Raw genomic sequence first — 24,873 nt, 5'->3', positions numbered from 1 at the left:
TATAAGCCCTATTAAATAGCCTCCCCCCTTCCGCGCCTTTCCACCAAAGAGCTTAAAATTCAAATAATTTGAGTGTAGAGTGCAAAGGTCAAAAAGACAACCAACACATAACTAACTAAATATTAACTCATTAATACTTTTCAAACTCTTAGACGAATAGTTTTAAAAATGAAGCATAAATAGACCAAAACCCGTTCTATTCGGTTATTTATTCCTCTTTTCTCCCCAATTTGTATAAACAAAGAATAAATAGTTCAATCAACTTGAATCTATTGTACAATTTACCAATTGTGTTTTACCGTAGTTTAGCCCCCACTGATTACTAATAAACCAATTAGCAGCTTAAGGATAAATCATCTTACCCTTAAATCCGCCAACATGACAAACAACTAATTATCAACAAGAATATGAGAAAAACCATATTACTATCTCTACTTTGCAGCTCTAGCCTATTTGCATGGGCACAGCAGGCTATTCCAGTTAAAGGAACGGTAAAAGACAAAGAAAATAATCCAATTGTCGGAGCAACAATTGTTGTGAAAGGAACCACAGATGGCACAAAGACGGATCAAAACGGTAATTTTTCGATCAGCGTTCCTACTGGAAAACTTCTCCTCATTACCTATGTAGGTATGCAGCGTGCAGAAGTACCGATTAAAGACGATTCGTTTATCAATCTAAGCCTCGTAAGTGACAGCCAACTGGATGAAGTAGTCGTTATCGGCTACGGAACGGTAAAAAAACGAGATCTAACGGGAGCCGTAGCCACTGTTACGGGTAAAGATTTACAGTCTAATCTTGCAAAAAGTGCTTCAGGTGCTTTGCAGGGCCGTATAGCCGGCGTAAGTGTTTCCAATGCTGGTGGCACACCTGGAGCGGGCATGAGTATAAATATTCGCGGTCTAAGCTCCATGGGAAACAATACACCATTATATGTCGTAGACGGTGTATTCAGTGATATTAACCTGGTAGACCCTAACGATATTGCATCATTAGATGTGTTAAAAGATGCTTCTGCTGCTGCAATCTACGGTTCTCGTGCCGCAAATGGTGTGGTAATAATCACAACTAAAGGTGGAAAAAGAGCTTCACCTGCTACACTTGGAATAAACGCTTACACAGGTATACAGAGTCTTCCAAAAAAAATGGACCTCATGGATGGACCACAATGGAAAAAATTTCAAAAAGAAAATAAATATCTCCCAACACAAGCTGAAAGTTTCAATGCCAATACCGACTGGCAGGATGAGGTATTTGACACTGCTCCTATTAATAAGATCAATGTCGATATTTCTGGAGGTGGCGAACGATCGACATATAGTGTATCTGCGGGCTACCTGAATCAAGAAGGGATCCTAAAAACAACGGGCTACAAAGCATTCAATGTTCGTTCAAAGAATACATTTAATTTTTTTAATGACCACCTCCGCATCGGAAATACGTTTCTACTAAAATCAGGTGATCGGAAATATTCGGATTTGACCATTACTGATATCCTTCGCCAAAATCCTTTGCTACCGATCTATGATGAAAATACGCTGGGTGGTTATGCGACCTATGCACCCTGGATGAAAAATTTAGAAAATCCTGTAGGCTATCTAAATCTATACAATAAACATGTTTATCAAACAGATATCATGCTTAATGGTTATGCTGAAGCAGATCTGTTTATAAAAGGCTTAAAATATAGATTAAACGTTGGAATTAATAGAACTTCTGGAAGAAATTACAACAAGAATGAAGCTTATACCTATGGTACAGCCAAGAATCAATCTTCCCTCAATGAAAACGCTTTCTTCAACAATCAATGGTTGATCGAAAATACCATTCACTATGACAATACTTTTGATAAGCATACGATTTCCGCATTAGCGGGTTATTCATCACAGGAAAACTCCAATCGGGGGTTTGGTGCTGGCCGAAAGGATATTCCGATAGGAACTGACGTAATTGGTGCAGGTTCACCAGCCGAACAGTCCACCTCCGGAAATTTAAATGAAGCCGCTTTAATATCTCAATTTGGTCGATTAATGTATAGCTACGATAGCCGGTACCTGTTCACAGCCACAGTACGTCGAGATGGTTCATCCAAATTTGCCAGCGGACAGCGATACGGAGTATTTCCTTCTGTTGCCCTTGGCTGGAATATCATGAACGAAGGTTTCTTTGAAAGCGCTAAAAATACAGTGAATGATTTCAAACTGAGAGCGAGTTATGGCCGATTGGGGAATCAGGAAATCGGTGATTATACAACACAAAATGTAACCACCTACGGTATCAATTATATACAGGGTGGTATGTGGTGGCAGGGTGCTATCCCCGGTAACAGCTGGGTATCGCCTCGGAATTTAACCTGGGAAGAGACTGAAACCAGCAATATCGGTTTAGATCTAGCCTTTTTGCAAAGCAAATTGAACATCAGTGCCGACTATTATATCCGGGATACAAAAAATATTCTTTTAGGAATTAATCAGCCACCTTCTACAGGACTTAGTGGTACACCCACCATGAATGCGGGTACAATCAGAAACAAGGGTTTTGAGTTTTCGGCAACGTTTAAAGATGCTATTGGAGATGTAAATTATAACTTCGGCATTAATGCTTCTACGGTGAAAAATGAAGTAAAAGCTGTCACAGTGGGTGGCAAACAGGAATTTGAAGGTTATAACCCACAGGGCGAAGGTACTGTATCATGGGCAAAAGTTGGTTATCCTATTGGCGGATTTTGGGCGATAGAAACCAACGGACTCTTCCAGTCGGATACCGAAGCACAAAATTACAAAACCGCAGACGGCACAGTAATCCAGCCCAATGCAATGGCAGGGGATATTAAATTTGTCGATTTTAATGGAGATGGACACATTGATAATAATGACCGCCAATACATGGGCAGTCCTTTCCCTAAGCTTGCGTATGGTATTCGAGGAGGCCTAGATTTTAAAGGAGTTGATTTTGCTTTTTTCTTTGATGGCATGTATGGCAACAAGATCTATAACTACACGCGCGCCCGTATGGAACAAACCAATGAGGTAAACAACCACTCGGCACGCATCTTAGATTCCTGGACCCCAACAAATACGGATACCGATATTCCGCGCTATACAAGAGAAGATCCTAATGACAATAAGCGTCGAGTTAGTGACCGTTGGATAGAGAGTGGTGCTTTCTTCCGTCTTAAAACCATCGAATTGGGTTACACATTGCCTACACACTGGCTGAGCAAAGCTACATTGAAAAACGGCCGTATATTTTTGGCTGCAGACAACCTGTTTACCGTAACAAAATATAAAGGTTATACACCCGATCTTGGACAAAGTAATGGTGACAATGGAGCTCCGTCGGGTGTACTAACAGCTGGTACAGATCATGGACGTTTTCCGCTGGCACGTAACATTATGTTCGGTATACAAGCTAACTTTTAATGGATAGACGACTTTTAAACAACAACCTTTAATTTCCTAAATACGATATACATGAAAATTTCAATCATAAAATGTTCGATCGCGGCAACCCTTCTTCTGTCACTAGGGGGCTGTAAATCTGACTTTCTAGACCGCATCAATCCCAACAAACCAGTTGAAGATATCTTCTGGGTCAATGAGGAAGATGCCCAGGCAGCCATGGCTACCATCTATTCACCTATTCGCTCGCAGATGAGCGGATATTATGGTGCCTATAGCGGCTATCAAACGATGAACAGAGCAGATGATGTATGGTTCCTCGCTGGTGAAGAACCATTTACCTGGGAATATATTAATTTCTTAAACTCTGCTGGGACCTCTGCGAGTGACTTTGGCAGCTTGTATAGTGGTATAAACAGGGCTAATGTGTTTTTTCAAAACATATCCAAGGTTCCAATGGATGAAAATAAAAAGAAAGAACTAAGTGCTGAAGCAAGCTTCTTGCGGGGAATGTATTACTTTTTATTGGCTGCTAATTATGGCGATGTACCTCTGTTGCTAATTCCAGCTGGTGATGATCCAGAAGGAACTAATAAACCGGCTTCTCCAGAAGCTGAAGTATGGAAACAGGTCATAACTGATTTTAAAGCAGCCAAAGACAATCTTCCTGTAACCAGACCTGCCGCCGAAGCGGGACGAGTAACAAAAGGTGCGGCAATTGCTTATCTTGGCAAAGCCCTTGTTTACACCAAGCAATATGCACAGGCTGAAACAGAGTTAAAAGCCTTGCTAACCGCACCATACACGTATGATCTGGTTGAAAATTTTGAAGATAACTTTAAAGATAATACCAAGTTAAATAAAGAATCAATCTGGGAACTGGTATATGACAGCAAATTTGGATCAGATGGTCCTTGGGGACAAGAATCGCCAAACAGCCCACAAGGATTTGTTCTACCAAATTTTGCCGGACCTGATGGCACCGGAGCTTGGTTCAAATTAATGCCAGGTGCTTCTGTCGTGTCAAGCTTTATTGCAGAAGAGCGTCCGGCGGGATCAGACACACGTTTTGACAAAAGGATGTATACCAGCTTTTTTTGGAAATATTCCGACTATGAAACCGGTCTGACAGATGGTGCCTGGTTCGGAAATCAACCTTTTGATCTGATGTGGAGCAATGCAAGCAGCAAAAGACAACGTGGCGAACCGGTATATCCAACGATTAGCAATAAACCGGGCCGCTTTCTAATCAAAAAATACACGAACTTTTTCTTAAATGCAGCTGGCTCGAACAGCATGTATGATGCAACAAATCGAAATAACAATTTTCGCGTATTCCGATTTGCTGAAGTATTATTATTGCATGCAGAGGCCTGTGCAAAGAATGGGAACTTGATAGATGCAGCCAAGTCGCTGACACGCGTCCGTAGTAGAGCTGGTTTGGGGACAAAAAACTGGACCGGTGAAAACGAACTGATGAAGGAGATCATCAAACAAAATGAACTCGAGTTTTTCTTTGAAGGGCATCGTTTCTTTGACTTAAAACGCTTGTATACTCCAGCCGAAATGAAACAGATCCTGATAACAAATAAAAAACAAGGAGCCAATAATTTTCAACCAAAACATTATTACCTGCCTATTCCGGAATCGGAGATGAATACAAATACAAAAATACAGCAACATCCATTATGGAGATAAGTTAGTCAAAAGCAGCTCACAATAAAGTAACCACAGTTTTCTAGCGAACACAGGAACGTCTTCGCTAGAAAACTTAAAAAATTCTTCCAGCTTTAAAAATACAATAGATGATGGTAACAGGTAGAACACAAAATAACATAGCAAATAAGATCCTAATAATAATCCTCCTGATCATACTGCTCTCCTCTTGTGCTAAAGATAAAGCTACACCTATAATAATAGCGTCACAGCAGTCACTAAGTTCTAAAATCGATGCCGGTGAGTTATTGATCAATATTTCTAAAAATGAAGATTATATCTTCACTTTTGAAAAGGAGACACTACGGATTCCATTGCAGGATATTTCCAAGATTGAAGCTGAACTTGATCGCTGGCGCACCAAGATTATCTTCCGCGACGGTTCAGAGCTTATTGTACCGACCAAAGGTACTGAACTTGATTATATCGTTGAAAAGATAAAACTCAACCCCTCCGGATACAATCCTTTAGCGGCTTTAGTCGATGTATGGTTGCCAACCTACGGTAGAATAAAAGTAACGGTAAAGGGCAAAAACAGCTCAATCGGAACAATAACACATTTATGTCAGGAAAATGCAATCCGCCAAAGCGTACCTATTCTGGGTCTTTATCCTGACCATGACAATCTGGTTGATCTTACTTATACCGATATGGAAGGTAAGGAACGAGGCAGTACCCAGATACATATACGTACAGCAGCGATTTCACTTACAGACTTTCCGAAATGGAAAAAAGTGAAAGCACTACCCGAAAAGATGGAACCTGGAATGAATTTAATTAACTATCCGGGTATGAGTGAAGCGGATGTATCCCTCCCTTATATGTTAGATAGCGAAGGAGAATTACGCTGGCTATTGCTTCTTAAATCATCTCCAGATTTACAGAAACTTTCGACCTCTATCGGGCTCAAACGGACTAAAAAAGGAACTTTTATTGCAGGTGATCAAGCACAGGCACGTGTGGTGGAAATCGATATGTTTGGTAATTTAAAGCGTCAGTGGGATCTTCAAAAACTAGGATATGGATTTCATCATGAAATTACGGAATCGAACAACGGGAACTTCTTAATTACAGTGACAAAAACTGGTGCGCGCCTGCGAAATGGTGAACCACGCGTCAATGACCACATTATCGAGTTAAATCCCGAAAGTGGTACGCTAGTAACCGAATGGGATCTTGCTCATCAGCTCGATACTTCCCGCTACATAAAGCCAGATGGTATTACTCCGCCCCTTTTCTCGCAGACACCCAACAACTGGGCCCACAATAATGCTATAGGCGAAATAGGCAATGATTTATTAGCCACGCTACGCTACCAGGGAATTGTAAGTTTTAATCATTCCGGAAGTCTTCGCTGGATCATATCACCTCACAAATTATGGAAAAGCCAATATCACGCTCTGTTACTAAATCCTATTGCTGAAGACGGCACTCCGGTTACAGATCCCGCAGTTATCAATGGCGACGCACAAATCGACGGCTTTGACTGGCCATGGGGGCCTCATACTCCGGTAGCTATTGCCAATGACCGCATACTGGTATTTGACAATGGTTATGACCGTAATTGGATATCAAACTCCATCCCCTCTAGAACGAATTATAGTCGTATAGTGGAGTACAAAATTGATGTTGCCAACAAAACTGTACAGCAACTTTGGTCCTATGGTAAGGAACGCGGTGCTAAGGGATTTTCTCTTGCCGTGTCAGGAGTACAATACCTGAAACAAACCGGAAATGTCCTTTTCTGTCCCGGTATGGGCGTGTCCACCTCATTGGGAACAGGGGGCCGCATCATGGAAATAAATCCAAAGACTAAAGAAATACTATTTGAACTTGAAATCGCGGCCAACAGTGGCTTCGCCTTCCACCGTGTAACCCGCATGCCTTTATACCCAGAGAACTACTAAATTGAAAATACTTCTAGATTTTACTGCCTGATGTCGACTATATTTGAAAACCAAAAGAAACAAGTAGCTGAATACCATGAATCTTTACTTAACCGACCCAATTATTGCATTCCTTCATCAAATGGTATTATACAGCGTTGTGAAAATCCTGTAATTACAAAAGATCACATTCCTTTGCATTGGCGTTATGATTTTAATCCACAGACGAATCCCTTCTTTTTAGAACGCATAGGTTTTAACTCGACTATGAATGCAGGTGCACTCTACTGGAAAGAAAAATATCTCCTTTTTATCCGTGTAGAGGGCACAGATAGAAAATCCTTTTTTGCGATTGCTGAAAGTAAAAATGGTCTTGACAACTTTCGCTTCTGGGATCGTCCGATCTCTGTGCCAGATACCGATCCTGACGAAACAAATATTTATGATATGCGACTCACTGTTCATGAAGATGGCTGGGTTTACGGAGTCTTCTGCAGTGAAAAATTAGATCCTAATGCAGCACCAGGGGATCTCTCAAGTGCTCTTGCTTCTGCAGGCATTATACGTTCAAAAGACCTGATCCAGTGGGAACGTCTCCCCAATCTGCGTGCTTCCAGTCAGCAACGTAATGTTGTGCTTCATCCGGAGTTTATCGATGGAAAATATGCACTTTACACAAGACCTCAAGATGATTTTATCCTGGCCAAAAGTGGTGGCGGAATTGGATGGACATTGATAGATGATATCGCTAATGCTACAATACAAGAAGAAAAGATCGTCAATTTCAGACATTACCATACGATCAAGGAAGTTAAAAATGGAGAAGGTCCACCTCCTATTAAAACAACTGAAGGCTGGTTGCATTTAGCCCATGGTGTGCGTAAAACCGCAGCGGGTCTAAGATATGTTTTATACCTCTACCTCACAGCCCTGCAAGACCCTAGTCTATTGATTGCGGAGCCAGGTGGATATCTGCTAGCCCCTCAAAAAGATGAAAGAATTGGAGATGTGTCCAATGTTTTATTTTCAAATGGATGGATTGTAAAAGATGATGGAACTGTTTATATATACTATGCATCCAGTGATACACGCATGCATGTTGCCATATCAGATATTGACAGACTACTGGATTACTGTCTTCATACACCAAAAGATGATTTTAGATCATTGGAATCTGTAAAAAAAATAAATCAGCTGATTGACAAAAATCACGCTTACCTCGCTAAAATGATCTAAAAGAAATTTCAAGCCACCAGCCAGGAAACATCAATTTTTTCTTAAAGCCTTCATGAGTTCTTACAATTTCAGGAATTCATGATGGCTTTATCTCAACGATACAATCATTAATTTCTTTAAAGTCTTCATCAGCTTATACTAAATTGTCCTGATAACGATGTATATGGTAACATCCCTATCGCTGAAAACGGGATAAGGAATAGTAGAAAAAAAATGTATATTTGGTTACCGAAGAAACCAATTTACAAATCAATCACTAGAAAGGAATAGTTAATATTCAATGAAGCTCCAACTCATAGATATACTTATAATAGTCGTCTATCTCATCGCTATGATCGTTATCGGCTTATTATTAAAAAAAAGAGCCTCAAAAAATCTGGACTCCTATTTTCTTGGAGGCAAAAAACTTCCGTTCTATATGCTTGGTCTATCGGATGCATCTGGCATGTTTGATATTTCAGGGACCATGTGGATGGTCTATCTTGCATTTGTTTATGGTTTTAAAAGCCTTTGGATTCCTTGGCTATGGCCTGTTTTCAATCAGGTATTTTTAATGATATACCTTTCAGTATGGTTACGCCGTTCCAATGTACTAACGGGAGCTGAATGGATCCGAACACGCTTTGGTTATGGACGAGGAGCCAACCTGTCACATACAATAGTAATCTTATATGCAATTATTGGGGTTCTTGGATTTCTTAGCTATGGTTTCATCGGAATAGGAAAATTCATGGAAGTATTTTTCCCCTGGGAGTATATATCTCCCTATGTTCCCATTCATCTGGAACCAGAATCTGTCGCCAAAGTTTACGGTATATTTTTTACGACTATTGCAACGTCCTATGTGATGCTTGGAGGCATGCATAGCATTGTTTGGGCCGATGTTGTCCAATTCAGCATCATGACTATTTCAGGAATCATCATTGCGACAATAGCCATGAATAAAGTGAGTCCGGAAATGCTTGCAGCACATACACCCAAAGGATGGGACTCTCCTTTTTTTGGGTGGAAATTGGATCTTGATTGGGGAGATTTAATTCCCTCCATCATGACTAAAATTCAAGAAGATCAATATAGCATGTTTACGACATTTGTTATGATGATGCTTTTCAAGGGTGTATTTATGAGTATGGCAGGGCCAGCAGCTAATTATGATATGCAAAAAATACTTGCCTGTCGCAGTCCAAGAGAAGCCGCACTCATGAGTGGCTCGGTATCGGTTATTCTATTAATTCCCAGATACTTGATGATCATGGGTTTTACAGTACTTGCACTTGTATTTTTTAGCGACGAATTTAAGACAATGGGAAACAATATAGACTTTGAAACCATTCTTCCTAAAGCGATCAATGAATTTGCATACGTAGGGCTCGTAGGTATTTTGCTAGCAGGGTTGCTCGCTGCTTTTATGTCGACATTTGCCTCCACTGTAAATGCTGCTCAAGCATATCTGGTAAATGATGTTTTTCTAAAATACATCCACACAAAAGCATCCTCCAAAACTCAAATTAGAGCAAGCTACATCATATCCGTACTGGTTGTTGTTGTCAGCACCATAATTGGCCTTTATCTGCACAATATTAATTCTATTTTACAATGGATCGTTTCTGCATTGTATGGCGGATACATCGCTGCTAATGTTTTAAAATGGCATTGGTGGAGATTTAATGGCAATGGCTTCTTTTCAGGTATGTTTACAGGTATTGTAGCTGCAATGGTGGCACCATTGTTTTTCCCAGACATATTACCTTTGTATTATTTTCCGATATTAATGTGCATTTCATTGATTGGATGTATAGCAGGCACATTACTATCCAAACCTACTGAAGATAAAACGCTCATAGACTTCTACATTAAAGTACGTCCGTGGGGTTTCTGGGATCCAATTATAAAAAAAGCACAAGCTCAATATCCCGATTTAAAGCAAAACAAAAACTTCAAACGTGATATGTTCAATATTGTTATCGGTATTGTATGGCAGTGTTCTTTGACATTAATACCGATGTATATTGTTGTTCAACAAGGATTCCCATTAATAACCAGTATATTGGTTCTGAGTATTACTTCGCTAATATTAAAGAAAAATTGGTACGACAAAATGAATATGGAAGAGAAAGAATACGATGCATTTATGAAAAAGAATTTCACACCATAAAAAACTGAAGATTTTTCCCTCCATACAACTCCTTTTTCATAATAGATCCAATATGAAATATAGTTCAAAACGGAAAATGTATATCTAAAACAATCGAAATATAGCTTCTGGAACACGGTATTATCGGATTTTGGAAATACAAGTGATGTTTGTTTTATCGAAAACATCGATCTCTTTATCATAAAACAAAAAACTAATAAAAATTAAGACACTTAAAATCAGCAAAATCACTGTTCAAAATCTATTTTTACCTTTATTTTTTTAAAATAAATTTGGTAGGAATGTTAAAATTCGTACTTTTGTCGCGGAGAGCTGGCAGAGTGGTCGAATGCGGCAGTCTTGAAAACTGTTGACTGTCATAGGTCCGGGGGTTCGAATCCCTCGCTCTCCGCCAACAAAAAATAAAGCCCAACTGCAAAGTTGGGCTTTTGTTGTTTATCAAGTTTTTGAAGCTTGCTTAAATAAAACTCTATAAACAACAAAAGAAATGAGCAAAGCGAATGGTTATATTTTGTGATTGAAGCCCCCCCTTTTTAGGATCATGAAATAATCCCTCGCTCTCCGCCAAAAAACAAAGCCCAAAGTAATTTGGGCTTTTGATTTATATGATATTTTGCAAGCTTTTTTATATTACTATATTCTATAGGGCTTCCTCTTCCTGGGATCATAAAATAATCTGCCACACTTTCCAAATATTAAAAACGATCGGTATCGAAATAACAAGCATACTTTATTCTATCAAAGATTCTTTAAATTGCAAGATAAAGAAATCTAGGATTTCAACTTTTTTATTTTTTGGAAAATGGAATTAAAGACAATTTGAAATTGTTTTAATTTTCACTAATAATTTAAACAAACCGATGATATTAGAATTAGCGATATTACATGTAAAAGCAGGTAAGCAGCTTGCATTTGAAAATGATTTCATCACAGCCAGCCAATATATTGCAGCTATTGACGGCTATATAAGGCATTCACTAAAAAAATGTATCGAGGTAGAAAACCAGTATGTACTTCTAGTGGAGTGGAGTTCTGTAGAAGCACATGAAATTGGATTCCGCCAGTCTCCGCAATATTTAAAATGGAAAGAGCTGCTTCACGACTATTATGATCCCTTTCCTCAAGTTTTTCATTACGAAGATTTACCTCAAAAAATATGATAAATTATAATAACAAACGTTTTTCTGCTGTAAACAATAGCAATAATGGAGAAACATCCCATGAAACAGTTTTCCACTATAAACAGCTTGACTCTATTGTAACAGCTCAATATAACGGAGGTAAAATCATCCATGGCCAATTGATTGGTCTCGTGAATGAGCAGGGGGAAATTGATATGCGCTATCAACAGGTGAATAGAGAAGGAAAATTAATGACTGGAATCTGTAAATCTAAACCTGAAATCTTACCGAATGGAAAAATAAGATTACATGAAAGCTGGCAATGGACTTCGGGAGACCTATCTTCGGGGCAGTCTATTATTGAAGAGTTGTAAACCATATTTTGAATACCAATACTAAAACAATAAATAATGAATTTCACGTTCCACCAGATCAATAACATTAAAGTAGCAGAATTAATTTCCGATGGTCTAGTCATAAAAACGGCAGATGATGCCGTAGATTTAATAGGAAATCTTTATTATGAGGATCTCTCTAAAGTAATCGTACACGAAAAAAATTTGATATCAGATTTTTTTGATCTCAAAAATAAAATCGCGGGAGAAGTATTGCAAAAGTTTTCTAATTACCGCATGCAAATCATTATTATAGGTGATTTTTCAAAATTCACTTCCAAAAGCATGATTGATTTCATATATGAAAGTAATAAAGGAAGACAGGTTAATTTTGTAAAAACACTAGAGGAGGCACTGTCACTTCTTGCAAAATAAAAAGCATGAAGGAGGGATTTTGAACTTTCACAGGCAATTCAAGTATTATTCATAAGCTTGAATGAAGTATAAAATTTAAATTTTCTATTTTTTAAAAAAAACCTGCTTCAGCAACAAAACTGTTAGATAGGAAAAAAACAACAGCCAATATTTGCTGGCTCGCATAAAAAGCCCTAGCTTTACCTCAATATGAACCGCTTTAGACTACATATCACAAGAAAATCGCAACGCATCTTATTTGTCGTTGCAACGGTTTTTTGTGTACTGTTGACTTCCTGTGCAATAAAAAGTAGCATCAAAAGCTGGGCAGATATTACAAGTAATACAACAAAAGCTCCGATAAAAAATGGAAATCTATTTTCCAGCAACGGAGCTGAAAAATGTATCAATAGTGAAAGCACAGATACACAGATATCACAAGCTGTTTCTTTTCATGTTGGTGATTTTGCTCCACTTGTATTATTCACCCTTGCGTTTATGTTGCTGCTTAACATTGTTATCCGCAGTCAACAAGTACACCCCAATTATGGTAATCTGAAACTATCAGGCTCCATTCCTATTTTTATAAGAGATCGCAATCTCCAAATTTAGTACTTCTTTTTACCTTCCTATAATCCTATTGATCATTACTTTTCAATAGGCTAAAACTTCTATTTTATTCTAGACAGCTTGTTGTTATTTCAACGGCTTTTCAAAAACATAATATCATTATGATAAAAGACATAGTGGCAGCTATATGTATGTGGCTTGCCCTTGCATCCGTGCTACCCTTATACGGACAGCAAAAAAAAGAAAACACACTGGGCAGTTTATGGTCTCAGGTGGAAGAAAACTACCCTGGAATAGGTGTTAAAAAAAGTGCTATAAATGCGGCCGAGCTAAATGCCAAAGCTGTAAAAAGTGCACATCTTCCACAAGTAAAAACACAATTTCAAAACACCTATGGCACTTATGAAGGAAGTGCCGGAGCTTTCTTTCCGCAGCCCGGTTTTTTTAATGTAAGCGGAAATCCTGGAGCATTAGAAGGAAGCAACTTAGCGGCAAATAGCTTTGCATCGGCTACTGTTGAATGGGAATTATTCACCTTTGGTAGACTTAAAAAAGAAAATGAAGTGGCAGAAACGCTAGTTCAGAAAAAAGTGAGTGAACAGGAAGCTTACATCCTAAATCTCAAAAAAGTACTTTCTGAACGCTACATCACATTGCTTTATAATCATGCAAAATTAGAATGGTCTAAAAAAAATACGGAACGCTTAGATGATATCCGCAAGATCAGTTCAGGTTTAGCGGCTTCGGGTCTTAAACCTGCGGCAGATAGTCTTTTGGCTACTTCTTCTTATGTGCAGGCAATGGGTGAGCATGATAAATGGAACGGTAATAAGTATGCTTCCTATATCAAACTCCAAGAACTATATGGTCAAGATACTGTTATGTACAGTTCATCCATTCGGCATTTTTCAGCTCCCATGGAAAGTCAGGATGTAAATGCTAGTCAGGGCATCAATGACAGTCATCCAATATTAGCTGCATTAGGCAAACAGGTGCAATACTATACGCAAAGCGGAGAAGCCCAAAAGAGAGCAGCGATGCCATCATTAAAGCTACTAGGTGGCTATGCTTACCGAGGAACAGGTGTTAACTCCAATGGTAAAAGTTCAAGTGCATGGCAAGACGGTTTTAGAAATAACACGAATAATATGCTTGTCGGTATAGGCATAACATGGAATATAACAAGTTTATATACAAACCGATTAAAAGCTAAAGGATTAAATGAAGAGGCCAACAGCGCTAAATTATTGCAAACGCAATATCAGGATGCGATGGAAGCAGATCTATCAGCATCTCAAACAAAAAGCCACTGGCAATATAAGCAGTTACAGAAATCTCAAATCGCCGTTAAACAGGCACAAGATGCTTATGGTATGTACCTAGCCCGTTATAAAAGTGGACTGATCACGCTTAGTGAATTATTACAGATCCGCATTTTACTTGAACAGGCCGAGAATAATCATATCGAAGCCTCCCGTTCGTATTGGATGTTACTGGCATATGAGTCAGAGCTAACGGCCAATTTCGATTATCTGTTTAATAACCTTTAATATATAGATATGAATCTAATAAGATTTGCACTCAGGAAACCCATTGCTATCATGGTAGCGGTCATTACGATTGCCTTTTTTTCTTATAGCACAATAAAAAAAATCAATGTAGACATCTTTCCTGAAGTTGAATTACCGGCTATGTATATCGCTATGCCTTATGGCGGATTATCCCCGGCCTATATGGACGGATTTATGGCAAATGAATTTCAGAAGGTGCTCCTATTTGTCAGCGGTGTTAAAAATATAGACTTTAAAAGTGTTCAGGGGCTTAGCCTGATGAAGCTTACCTTTTATCCAGGTACCAACATGGCACAAGTTGCCGGAGAAGTATCTACTTCAGTTTCAAGAGCGATGGGCTTTCTACCTGCTGGTGCAGTACCGCCGATGGTAGTCCGTTTTGATGGAAGTTCATTACCGGTAGGTCAGTTGGTCTTTGAAAGTGACAAACTCTCGATCAATGAAATACAGACACTTGTGTTAACCAAAATCAGACCGATGTTTGTCGAAATCCCCGGGATCACCGCACCCGCACCTTTTGGAGGTAATGCGCGTTCAATTGTCGTCGATATTGATCCCGAAGCGATGCAGGCCAGCGGACTAAGTGCCGAAGACATTACAATTGCCATCACCAAAAGCAGTATTCCTTCTCCTGCCGGAAATATCCGTATAGGTGATGAAAATTTAATGGCTCCAATTAACTCAATCGCTAAAAATCCGGAGGAGTTTTTAAATACACCGATCAAGACCACTGACAACCGTACCATCTATGTCAGAGATGTCGCTTCTGTGTCAGATGGCGCAGATCAAACAGTGGGATATGCATTGGTCAACGGGAAACGCTCCGTATACCTGCCTATCATCAAAAAAGCAGATGCTTCTACACTAGATGCTGTAAATAATTTAAAGTCCTCCATGGATAAATTAAAGAATCAACTTCCGGAAGATGTGGATGTTCGTTACGAATTTGATCAATCCAAATACATTGAGCGCTCACTTTCTAATCTGATACATGAAGGCATACTCGGTGCTGTATTTACGGGATTGATGATTTTCTTATTTCTAGGAGATACGCGGGGGGCTTTTATCGTAGTACTGACAATACCGATCGCTATACTCTCGGCTGTTATGGTTCTTTACCTATTTGGACAAACCATCAACATCATGACACTAAGCGGCTTAGCTCTATCGATAGGCATTCTTGTCGATGAAGCTACAGTGACGATCGAAAACATCCATCAACATATGGAAATGAAAAAAGGAAAACAGCGCGCTATTTTAGATGCGTTGCTTGAAATATCTGTTCCAAAGCTTTTAATTCTACTTTGCATTTTAGCAGTGTTAACTCCTGCTTTCATTATGACCGGTATTCCTAAGGACATGTTTATTCCTTTATCAATGGCAGTAGCATTTGCAATGATAGCATCCTTTATTGCCTCTCAAACATTCGTACCTATTTTGGCGAATTGGTTAATGAAAAATAAACAGGAAATTGTAAGTAAAACGAATAGAAAAAAAGCTTTTTTTGAGAAATTCAGAGTAAATTATTCTTACAGAATGCGCAAGTGGTCCGCAAAATCACTTGGTCTTTTTTTACTCTATATTGTACTTTCTGGGGGAACAATCGGTTTATTATTAAATTTCGTCGGAACCGATGTCATGCCTGTATCAAATAGCGGTGACTTCCAATTACGTATACAAGCCCCTCAAGGAAGCAGAATCGAAAAAACAGAACAGATCATCAACTCCATTACTGATGCTATCAAAACACAGCTTCCTGAAGATGGCATAGCGATAACTTCTGCTTTCGTGGGCATGCAACCTGCAACATCCCCGATCAATCCTATTTTTCTGTTCACAAGTTCTTCACATGAAGCGGTACTGCAAGTATCCGTAGATCAAAATTTGTATGCTGGATCTATGGAGGACCTGAAAGAAAAAATAAGAACTTCAATAACTCAGAATCATCCACAGATAAAGTTCAATTTTGAACCGATGGAACTGACAGAAAAAATAATGGGACAGGGAGCTATGACGCCCATTGAAATTAAAGTTGGTGCCGGACAGCTTAAAGCAGCAAATACACATGCTTCGAAAATTGAATCGAATTTGAAAGAAATACCTTATTTAAGAGATGTACGAATTGCTGAACCAATCGCCTACCCTACTCTTGAAATTGAAGTTAACCGTGACTTGGCCGGACAGTTTGGATTGACCATGCAGGAAATCACGAAGAGCTTAGTGACCGCCACCTCTTCTACCCGTTTTACAGATAAAAATCTTTGGGTAGATCCGAAATCGGGGCTTGTTTTTCAAGTTCAGGTTCAGATCCCCGAGCATATCATGTCATCAGAAGAAAGGCTTAAATCACTTCCTTTAAAGAAAGGAAACCTCCGTCCGGTACTTGAAGATATTGCCACTGTTCGCCGAGTAACCGCTCCGGCACAAGTAAACCGCAAAGGTCCTAACCGATATGTCACGATCATAGCAAATGTCTACAATCAAGACTTGGGAACAGCTTCTACAGCCGTAAAAAAAGCTATAAAAGATGCGGGCGAACCTCCACGTGGTGTTAGTATATGGACTGAAGGTACAATGCAACTTCTTGACGATACATTAGGCAATCTTTTGACAGGATTAGCTGTAGCTATTATGGCTATTTTCTTGATGTTATCTGCGTACTACCAGTCTTTTAAAGTTCCTTTAATTATCCTATCAGTCATTCCTGCTGTAATTACGGGGAGCTTAATTGTATTATTTCTTACGAACAGTACTCTAAATTTACAATCATATATGGGTATTATCATGTCCATTGGTGTATCGGTATCCAATGCCGTATTGCTCATTAATCAAGCTGAGTATTACAGAAGAAATATGGCCTTAAAGCCTACAAACGCGGCAAGATTAGCTGCTTCGTCAAGATTACGTCCGATATTAATGACTGCCGCGGCCATGCTTGCCGGCATGTTGCCTATGGCAATAGGTATTGGAGATGGCGCCGAACAAGTAGCACCTCTCGGTAGAGCTGTTATTGGCGGTCTTATTGCATCTACAATTGTTATTTTACTGCTTCTACCGCATTTCTTTTCTTCGCTCATGTCCAGAACATCAGTTAGTAGCCCATCTCTAGATCCTGATGATGAGACAAGTCAGTATTATTCTAATAATAAAACATCATCCCTATAAAATATCACATCATGAATACGACAATCTCTAAATATAAAATATCAAGTTTAACGGGCTTTGCTTTGCTCCTCCTTACATGTATGTCATGCGGTCAGCAAGAACAAAAAACTAAAAAAGAGAATAAAAAAGCGGACAAACAAATAAATTATAGTACTGTGGCGGTGCAGTTCATAAATCCGGAATATGAGATTTCAGTTCCAGCAGAACTGAAACCTTATGAACAGGTGGCTGTTTTTGCAAAAGTATCAGGATTTGTAAAACAGTTATATGTAGACCGTGGTGATCATGTACGTAAAGGACAGCTATTGGCAATACTGGAGGCCCCAGAAATGGATCAACGATATCTTTCTGACAAAGCTACTGAGCAAAAGATATATAACGATTACCTCTTTGCACAACAAGCATACGATCGTTTGAAAGATGCATCAGCGACAGCCGGTGCTGTAGCGGCAATTGAATTAGACAGAGCAAAGAGTTCTGTTGAAAGTGCACGTGCAGCTTACGAAGCTTCTAAAGCTGGTACGACTCATACATCACAATTACAGCAATATCTGCGTATCACTGCCCCTTTTGATGGCGTGATCACAGAGCGAAATGTTTCCGTAGGAGCATTGGCAGGAACTTCATCCAACCAATCGCTGTTCATGATGGCACAAGGTAATAAATTACGCTTAACTTTATCACTTCCAGAAAAACATGCGGCTTCTGTTCAGCAAGGTGTTCAAGCAAATTTCACCGTAAGTTCACAGCCTGGAAAAACATTTGAGACAACATTATCCCGTACTTCAGGATTACTGAATCAGCAAGATCGGTCACTTACACTAGAATTTGATGTCGACAATCCATCACGCGAATTACAAGGAGGCGACTATGCACAAGTTAAATTAAAACTAAAACGTAAGACCCCATCTAGTTGGGTACCTAAAAAAAGTGTTCTAACGACGCAGGCTGGCACTTTTATACTTATATTAGACGATCAAGAAATTAAACGCATTCCTATCAAGGAAGGCGTACATTTGGATACGTTAACGGAAGTATTTGGCCAAATTTCGACAGAAAGTCAGATCATATTAAAGCCATCAGAAGAAATTAAAGAAGGAAAAATAAACAAATAGAAATAAATATGAAAATCCAATTCAATAGGAAAATGATCGGCATGCTCTTGATTGCATGCAGCATTACAGCTATATCCTGCAATTCAAAAACTAAAGACACGCAAAATTCAAAGTCGGACGAAACAGCAGAGGATAGTACAGCGGCTACTACAGCTATCCAAGCAAACGAGGTTAGCTTTAAAGATGAAAATGGAAAAGATATCACCCTAAGCTCACTAAAAGGTAAAGTGGTATTCATTAACTTTTGGGCGACGTGGTGCCCTCCCTGTATTCATGAAATGCCTTCTATCAACACTTTAAAACAATCCTTCAAGGGTAATGATGACATCGTATTTTTAATGGTAGATGTAGATGGCACGATGGAAAAATCAAAAGCATTTATGACCGAAAATAAATATGATTTACAAGTGTATATTCCAAATGGCGATATTCCGCAAGATTTCTTAGGAAATGCAATACCAACTACGGTAATCATTAACAAAAAGGGAGAGATGGTAGATCGTATGGAAGGTGGGCGTGATTACGCAGATCCTGAAATAGCAAAATCTTTGAATGAGCTTATTCAAAGCAATTAATACCTTATTGTAAAAAATGTAGCTCATTATTAATACAGTGAGACCAAAAGCCTTCATCTGTCCACGATGAAGGCTTTTTTTATACTCATTAATTTACTTCTCCCGAAGTGAGCAATCAAAAGAATCCAATGCTCAAGCATAGCAAAGAAATGTTACTTCTATATTAAACAATAAGAAAGCACTTTTGCTAGACTTTTTTACAAAACAGCATGAAATAATCTTTGAACTTAAAAAAATATTGAATTATTATATTTTTTCCTTCATTATATAGATTTATCTCCTTATTTTTATATATGAGCAAAGCAAGTTGTGCTCATTAGTAACCAAATAGACTATAAAATACGCGATATAGATTAAAATTTATAGCTCATAATTCCCTGTTCTTTTACATTAACTATTTTATATGAAAAAAAACTTACCTTTTGCAACATGCACTTTAATTGGATTTTTACTTTTATACAGTATATCGGCTCGCGCCCAAGTGCCCGATAGTACGCAAGGAGAAATTTTAGAAAGTTACCCCAAATTTCAGTTCAAGGGGCTTTTTCAAGGAAGGTTTACAACAAGTCTTAAAAAAAATGTTGATGTAGAAGGCCTTCACCATACAGATGATAAGGGCACAAATAATTCCTTTTCGCTTAAATACATGCGCGCGCAACTCAAAGGACAAATTAGCAGAAGAGTAGAAGTTGTTGCTTTAGCAAATTTTGCTGATTTTAAAAATGATCCCAAGACCCGAGTTTTAGAGAACGCTTATCTACGGTACAGTTTTAATCCCAAAGTTGCCATTACTGTTGGGCAGTTCAGACCTTGGTTTGGATTAGAAGAAACTTATCCCGTGGATATCATCAAATCATTGGAATGGTCTAACCAATATACCGAATTTGGAAAAAATGGTTGGACAAGTTTTCAAATTGGGGCTTCCGTAGGCGGTACATTACCGTTAGGAACCATACCAATGCGTTATGCCGTTTCTGTTGTGAATGGAAATGGAAAAAATCAGGTTTCGGATAAAGATAATGGAAAACAATTTTTAACAAGGATCGTATTTGATCTGGCAAAAAAATATGATTTCAGTATTGGTTTAAACGGTGGTACGGGTACCGTGTTTAAAAGAAATGTACATGCTTTAGCATTTGATGTATCGTCTAAATTTCAGCTTGCACATAAATGGAATATAGATTTTCAGATCGAAGCTAAGCAGGCGATTAATCACAACCTATACTTCAGTCTCGAAGAAACAGAGCGACTTCAAGATATTTATCAATACCAAATGCGAGGAGCTTACTTCTTACCGAATATGCGTTATGAAATTGATTATAAAAACCTGAAAGCTATTGAGTTTTCTTGTAGATATGAATACTTAGATACTGATTTCAGACAAAAATCTAATCCCAGACAGTCTTTAGTTCCTATGGTAAGCTTGGAATTTCTCAAAAACTACGGGGCTAGAATACAAATGGGTATGCAGATGGATTATTATAAACATCAAATTGAAAGTACAAACAAATACAATGGTAATTTGTTCATTTTACAAGTACAAAGTCGATTATAACCTTAAACAGAAAATATGAAAGAAGTGGACATTAAAAAGATGGGTATAACCTTTGCTTTCGCATTGATTATTTGGTTTATACCTATACCAAAGGGTGTGTCACCCGAGGCTTGGCACCTATTTGCTATATTTGCGGCAACTATCCTGGGTATCATACTAAAAGCTGCTCCTATGGGTACCATGTGTATGTTGGCCATTGGGTTCACCGCTTTTACACAGGTTCTAGCACCTGGTAATGCCTCTCTATCCATTACCAAATCATTAAGTGGTTTTGGTGATAAAGTAATCTGGCTTATAGGAATCTCATTTTTTATAGCAAGAGGGTTTATTAAAACCGGCTTAGGAAACAGAATAGCATTTATATTTATCAAAATATTCGGAAAAAGTTCTTTGGGATTAGCTTATGGATTGGGGCTTGCAGACGTTTGTCTTGCTCCTGCTATTCCTAGTAATACTGCCCGTGGTGGAGGTATCATCTACCCTATTATGAAATCAATGGCTATTAGTTTTGGATCTCTGCCAGAAGATCCGAGCACTCATAAAAAAATCGGTTCATATCTAACGCTTAATAGTTATTACATGAACCTCATTGCCTCATCAATGTTTCTTACCGGAACAGCGAGTAATCCCATGTGTCAGAAATTCGCTGCAGATTTGGGAATAAATATCACTTGGATGTCATGGGCTGCGGCTGGATTTGTACCCGGAATTGTTGCATTTTTTATTGTTCCGTTAGTTTTATACAAATTATACCCACCAGAACTAAAAAAAACTGCTGATGCACCTAAAATGGCTACTGAAAAATTAAAAGAAATGGGTGCTATAAAAACAAATGAATGGCTGATGTTACTTGCTTTTTTTATATTGTTGGGATTATGGATTTTCGGAGGATCACTATCCATAGATGCCACAACTACAGCATTTATTGGACTGACACTCTTATTGCTCACATCTGTCCTGACTTGGGAAGATGTAAAATCAGAGAAAGGAGCATGGGACACCATTGTGTGGTTTGCAGTACTTGTCATGATGGCCAGCTCTTTAAATGAACTTGGTTTTATTGGCTGGTTCAGTGATTTAATCAAAACGGAGATCGGCGGATTAAATTGGATTGTTGCCTTTCCTGTCATCATTTTAGTCTATTTCTACAGCCATTATATTTTTGCCAGTGCTACTGCACATGTCGCGGCAATGTACGCCGCTATGCTCGGAGTAGGAGTTTCCTTAGGTATACCAGGTATGCTATTGGCCATGATGCTTGGTTTCGTAGGATCTATATATGGTGTCCTTACACATTATGGACATGGTCCTGCTCCTGTTTATTTCGGTAGTGGCTATGTCGATCTCAAGTCATGGTGGGTAAAGGGTTTTGAAATTGGAGTGCTGTTACTCGTGATCTACATGGCAGTTGGTGGTCTGTGGATGAAAATAATCGGTTATTATTAATTCTTTGCTTATGTTATCAACCCTATCTCGAAAATTAGTAATGTGTTTGACAGGTTTATTCCTATGTTTTTTCCTTATCATTCACTTTTTAGGAAATTTGCAACTGTTTTTACCTTCCGAACAGGCCCATACACAGTTCAATGCCTATTCTCAATTTCTATCTGGTAATATTTTAATAAAAATAGTTTCATATGTACTTTATGCAAGCATTCTGATACATGCCCTAGATGCTTTGGTCATTACCCTTAAAAATAGAAAATCCGGAAAACAGTATCAACGTGATCAAAGACAAAGGGCGAGTAAATGGTATAGTCGTAACATGGGTATTCTAGGTACCATTATTTTAATATTTCTAGTCATTCATTTTCAAAATTTTTGGTACGTCTATAAATTCGGGAGTCCACCAATAGATAGCAATGGTAATAAAGATCTTTATATTTTGGTAGTAACCACATTTAAAGAATGGTGGTATGTGCTCATTTACGTCTTATCTATGGTTGCATTATGCTACCACCTCATTCATGGTGTACATAGTGCCATTCGTACTTTAGGTCTCTTTCATCCAAAATATGTAAAGTGGATCAAAACCTGTGGCATAGCCTACTCCATTATTATTAGTGTAGGGTTTGCGATGATGCCCATCTACATTTACTTTACACAATAGCTAAACCTTTATATGTTAAGAATATGAATTTAGATGCAAAAATCCCCGAAGGTTCTTTAGAGAAAAAATGGGAAAACTATAAAAAAACTGCAAAATTAGTCAATCCGGCAAATCGTAAAAAACTAGATGTCATCGTAATAGGGACTGGGCTAGCGGGAAGCTCTCTTGCTGCATCATTGGGTGAAATGGGTTATAATGTAAAATCATTTTGTTTTCAAGACAGTCCAAGACGCGCCCATTCTGTCGCGGCGCAGGGCGGTGTCAATGCCGCAAAAAATTATAAGAATGATGGCGATAGCATCTACCGGATGTTTGTTGATACTTTAAAAGGTGGGGATTTTCGTGCGCGAGAGGCTAATGTATACAGAATGGCTGAATGTTCCCTCAATCTCATCGATCAAGCCGTTGCTCAAGGTGTCCCGTTTGGTCGAGAATATGGAGGCTATCTCAACAATCGTTCTTTCGGTGGTGTTCAAGTAAGCCGGACATTTTATTCAAGAGGACAGACCGGACAGCAATTGCTACTTGGATCTTATCAAGCACTTATGCGTCAAGTCGGAAAAAAAACAGTCAAATTACATGCCCGTCATGAAATGTTAGATCTAGTGATTATAGAAGGAAAAGCGCGTGGTGTAATTATCAGAAATCTCGATACTGGCGAGATTGAACGCCATGCCGCACATGCTGTTGTACTGGCTACTGGAGGCTATGGGAAAATCTATTATCTTTCCACTTTAGCGATGGGTTGCAATGGTTCTGCGATATGGAGGGCGCATAAAAAAGGTGCATTAATGGCTAGCCCAAGCTGGATTCAGATTCATCCGACATCATTACCGCAGTCTGGAGATTATCAATCTAAATTAACACTCATGTCCGAGTCTTTAAGAAATGATGGACGCATATGGGTACCACTTAAAGAAAATGAACAACGCTCTGCTAATGACATTCCCGAACAAGAAAGAGATTACTATCTGGAAAGAAGATACCCCGCATTTGGAAATCTAGCCCCTAGAGATATTTCTTCACGCGCTGCAAAAGAAAGAATTGATGCCGGATTTGGAATCGGTCCCTTAAAAAATGCCGTTTATCTGGATTTTTCTAAAGCCATTAAAGAACAAGGAATAGACAAAATAAAAGAAAAGTACGGTAATTTATTCGACATGTATGAAAAAATTACCGGTTATAATGCTTATCAAGTACCAATGATGATTTCTCCATCGGCCCACTTTTCAATGGGAGGACTTTGGGTAGATTATGAATTAATGACGACAATTCCTGGGTTATTTGCTTTAGGAGAAGCTAATTTTGCAGACCACGGAGCTAATCGATTAGGAGCAAATTCTCTCCTTCAAGCCTCTGTGGATGGCTATTTTATTGCTCCTTATACCATAGCAAATTACCTCTCAGGTGATATCCACACGGGAAAAATATCAACAGATCATATGGAATTTGAAAAGGCTGAGCAAGAAATCAGAACACAATTGCAACAATTCAGCAAAAGTAAAGGAAACAAAACTGTGGATTATTATCATAAAACTCTTGGTAAAATACTATATGATTACTGTGGCCTTGCCCGAAATGAAGCCGGATTAAAATTCGCGATCTCAGAGATTCAGAAATTACGGGAAGAATTTCATAGAAATGTTCATATTCCTGGCAATGAAGAAACAATGAATACAGAAATAGAGAAAGCAGGAAGAGTCGCTGATTACCTCGAAATCGGAGAATTAATGTGCTATGACGCCCTGACTAGAAATGAATCTTGTGGTGCACATTTCCGTGAAGAATATCAGACACCTGAAGGCGAAGCAAAAAGAAATGATGCGGAATATCAATTCATTTCGGCATGGGAATGGAACAACGCATCTGTTCCGATTCTTCATAAAGAACCACTATCTTTTGAAGTCATTCAACCAATTGTACGTAGTTATAAATAATTAAAATTCAA

General features: G+C 38.6%; 17 protein-coding genes and 1 tRNA gene. All 18 read left to right on the top strand.

Going from position 1 to position 24,873, the window contains the following annotated elements; all coding sequences use genetic code 11:
• Positions 1–407: 407 nt before the first annotated feature.
• The 18 genes from EDF66_RS23855 (at position 408) to EDF66_RS23770 (ending at position 24,862) form a co-directional block, all read left to right on the top strand.
• Entirely contained in the window at positions 408–3,422 is a 3,015-nt protein-coding gene (locus EDF66_RS23855) for a SusC/RagA family TonB-linked outer membrane protein (protein WP_132845584.1), read from the top strand.
• A gap of 51 nt (positions 3,423–3,473) precedes the next feature.
• Entirely contained in the window at positions 3,474–5,099 is a 1,626-nt protein-coding gene (locus tag EDF66_RS23850; RefSeq protein ID WP_132845582.1) for a RagB/SusD family nutrient uptake outer membrane protein, read from the top strand.
• Between the two features lie 107 nt (positions 5,100–5,206).
• The gene (locus EDF66_RS23845; RefSeq protein ID WP_243656129.1) at positions 5,207–7,024 is read left to right on the top strand and encodes an aryl-sulfate sulfotransferase; all 1,818 of its coding nucleotides are present in this window, start codon (positions 5,207–5,209) and stop codon (positions 7,022–7,024) included.
• 30 nt (positions 7,025–7,054) lie between these two features.
• Positions 7,055–8,239 carry a glycosidase gene (locus tag EDF66_RS23840; protein ID WP_132845581.1) on the top strand — a complete coding sequence of 395 codons (1,185 nt, stop codon included), beginning with the start codon at positions 7,055–7,057 and terminating at the stop codon, positions 8,237–8,239.
• Positions 8,240–8,519: 280 nt separating this feature from the next.
• Positions 8,520–10,394 carry a sodium:solute symporter family protein gene (locus tag EDF66_RS23835; protein WP_132845580.1) on the top strand — a complete coding sequence of 625 codons (1,875 nt, stop codon included), beginning with the start codon at positions 8,520–8,522 and terminating at the stop codon, positions 10,392–10,394.
• Positions 10,395–10,700: 306 nt separating this feature from the next.
• Positions 10,701–10,788: transfer RNA gene (locus EDF66_RS23830), tRNA-Ser, on the top strand.
• Between the two features lie 466 nt (positions 10,789–11,254).
• Positions 11,255–11,554 (top strand): antibiotic biosynthesis monooxygenase family protein, encoded by a 300-nt coding sequence (locus EDF66_RS23825; protein WP_132845578.1) that lies wholly within the window; start codon positions 11,255–11,257, stop codon positions 11,552–11,554.
• Positions 11,551–11,889 (top strand): n-acetylglutamate synthase, encoded by a 339-nt coding sequence (locus EDF66_RS23820; protein WP_132845576.1) that lies wholly within the window; start codon positions 11,551–11,553, stop codon positions 11,887–11,889. Before EDF66_RS23825 ends, EDF66_RS23820 begins: the two co-directional genes overlap by 4 nt.
• A gap of 36 nt (positions 11,890–11,925) precedes the next feature.
• Positions 11,926–12,285, top strand: coding sequence for a DUF4180 domain-containing protein (locus EDF66_RS23815; RefSeq protein ID WP_021189517.1), 360 nt, complete (start codon positions 11,926–11,928; stop codon positions 12,283–12,285).
• Between the two features lie 189 nt (positions 12,286–12,474).
• Positions 12,475–12,876, top strand: coding sequence for a hypothetical protein (locus EDF66_RS23810; protein WP_132845575.1), 402 nt, complete (start codon positions 12,475–12,477; stop codon positions 12,874–12,876).
• A 119-nt stretch (positions 12,877–12,995) separates the two neighbouring features.
• Complete coding sequence (locus EDF66_RS23805) at positions 12,996–14,384, top strand: TolC family protein (protein ID WP_132845574.1); 1,389 nt, start codon at positions 12,996–12,998, stop codon at positions 14,382–14,384.
• Positions 14,385–14,393: 9 nt separating this feature from the next.
• On the top strand, positions 14,394–17,570 hold the full coding sequence (locus EDF66_RS23800; RefSeq protein WP_132845572.1) for an efflux RND transporter permease subunit: 3,177 nt from the start codon (positions 14,394–14,396) through the stop codon (positions 17,568–17,570).
• An 11-nt stretch (positions 17,571–17,581) separates the two neighbouring features.
• Positions 17,582–18,685, top strand: coding sequence for an efflux RND transporter periplasmic adaptor subunit (locus EDF66_RS23795; protein ID WP_132845570.1), 1,104 nt, complete (start codon positions 17,582–17,584; stop codon positions 18,683–18,685).
• 8 nt (positions 18,686–18,693) lie between these two features.
• The gene (locus EDF66_RS23790) at positions 18,694–19,260 is read left to right on the top strand and encodes a TlpA family protein disulfide reductase (RefSeq protein WP_132845569.1); all 567 of its coding nucleotides are present in this window, start codon (positions 18,694–18,696) and stop codon (positions 19,258–19,260) included.
• Positions 19,261–19,663: 403 nt separating this feature from the next.
• Positions 19,664–20,815 carry a porin gene (locus EDF66_RS23785; protein ID WP_132845568.1) on the top strand — a complete coding sequence of 384 codons (1,152 nt, stop codon included), beginning with the start codon at positions 19,664–19,666 and terminating at the stop codon, positions 20,813–20,815.
• Between the two features lie 15 nt (positions 20,816–20,830).
• Complete coding sequence (locus EDF66_RS23780; protein ID WP_132771106.1) at positions 20,831–22,261, top strand: anion permease; 1,431 nt, start codon at positions 20,831–20,833, stop codon at positions 22,259–22,261.
• Between the two features lie 10 nt (positions 22,262–22,271).
• Positions 22,272–22,925, top strand: coding sequence for a succinate dehydrogenase cytochrome b subunit (locus EDF66_RS23775; RefSeq protein ID WP_132845567.1), 654 nt, complete (start codon positions 22,272–22,274; stop codon positions 22,923–22,925).
• A 23-nt stretch (positions 22,926–22,948) separates the two neighbouring features.
• The gene (locus EDF66_RS23770) at positions 22,949–24,862 is read left to right on the top strand and encodes a fumarate reductase/succinate dehydrogenase flavoprotein subunit (RefSeq protein ID WP_132845565.1); all 1,914 of its coding nucleotides are present in this window, start codon (positions 22,949–22,951) and stop codon (positions 24,860–24,862) included.
• The last annotated feature ends 11 nt before the right edge of the window (positions 24,863–24,873 follow it).

The organism is Sphingobacterium sp. JUb20 (assembly GCF_004342035.1).
GTDB classification, from domain to species: Bacteria; Bacteroidota; Bacteroidia; order Sphingobacteriales; family Sphingobacteriaceae; genus Sphingobacterium; species Sphingobacterium anhuiense.
The sequence above is the reverse complement of the archived record's forward strand: the minus strand, read 5'-3'. Positions and strand labels throughout refer to the sequence as shown.

Excerpts from the sequence above, each read along its gene's own strand:
- EDF66_RS23810 (WP_132845575.1), top strand. The coding sequence starts at position 12,475 with ATGAACCGCTTTAGACTACATATCACAAGAAAATCGCAACGCATCTTA.
- EDF66_RS23825 (WP_132845578.1), top strand. The coding sequence starts at position 11,255 with ATGATATTAGAATTAGCGATATTACATGTAAAAGCAGGTAAGCAGCTT.
- EDF66_RS23840 (WP_132845581.1), top strand. The coding sequence starts at position 7,055 with ATGTCGACTATATTTGAAAACCAAAAGAAACAAGTAGCTGAATACCAT.
- EDF66_RS23800 (WP_132845572.1), top strand. The coding sequence starts at position 14,394 with ATGAATCTAATAAGATTTGCACTCAGGAAACCCATTGCTATCATGGTA.
- EDF66_RS23785 (WP_132845568.1), top strand. The coding sequence starts at position 19,664 with ATGAAAAAAAACTTACCTTTTGCAACATGCACTTTAATTGGATTTTTA.
- EDF66_RS23780 (WP_132771106.1), top strand. The coding sequence starts at position 20,831 with ATGAAAGAAGTGGACATTAAAAAGATGGGTATAACCTTTGCTTTCGCA.
- EDF66_RS23805 (WP_132845574.1), top strand. The coding sequence starts at position 12,996 with ATGATAAAAGACATAGTGGCAGCTATATGTATGTGGCTTGCCCTTGCA.
- EDF66_RS23795 (WP_132845570.1), top strand. The coding sequence starts at position 17,582 with ATGAATACGACAATCTCTAAATATAAAATATCAAGTTTAACGGGCTTT.
- EDF66_RS23770 (WP_132845565.1), top strand. The coding sequence starts at position 22,949 with ATGAATTTAGATGCAAAAATCCCCGAAGGTTCTTTAGAGAAAAAATGG.
- EDF66_RS23845 (WP_243656129.1), top strand. The coding sequence starts at position 5,207 with ATGATGGTAACAGGTAGAACACAAAATAACATAGCAAATAAGATCCTA.
- EDF66_RS23835 (WP_132845580.1), top strand. The coding sequence starts at position 8,520 with ATGAAGCTCCAACTCATAGATATACTTATAATAGTCGTCTATCTCATC.
- EDF66_RS23850 (WP_132845582.1), top strand. The coding sequence starts at position 3,474 with ATGAAAATTTCAATCATAAAATGTTCGATCGCGGCAACCCTTCTTCTG.
- EDF66_RS23855 (WP_132845584.1), top strand. The coding sequence starts at position 408 with ATGAGAAAAACCATATTACTATCTCTACTTTGCAGCTCTAGCCTATTT.
- EDF66_RS23815 (WP_021189517.1), top strand. The coding sequence starts at position 11,926 with ATGAATTTCACGTTCCACCAGATCAATAACATTAAAGTAGCAGAATTA.
- EDF66_RS23820 (WP_132845576.1), top strand. The coding sequence starts at position 11,551 with ATGATAAATTATAATAACAAACGTTTTTCTGCTGTAAACAATAGCAAT.
- EDF66_RS23790 (WP_132845569.1), top strand. The coding sequence starts at position 18,694 with ATGAAAATCCAATTCAATAGGAAAATGATCGGCATGCTCTTGATTGCA.
- EDF66_RS23775 (WP_132845567.1), top strand. The coding sequence starts at position 22,272 with ATGTTATCAACCCTATCTCGAAAATTAGTAATGTGTTTGACAGGTTTA.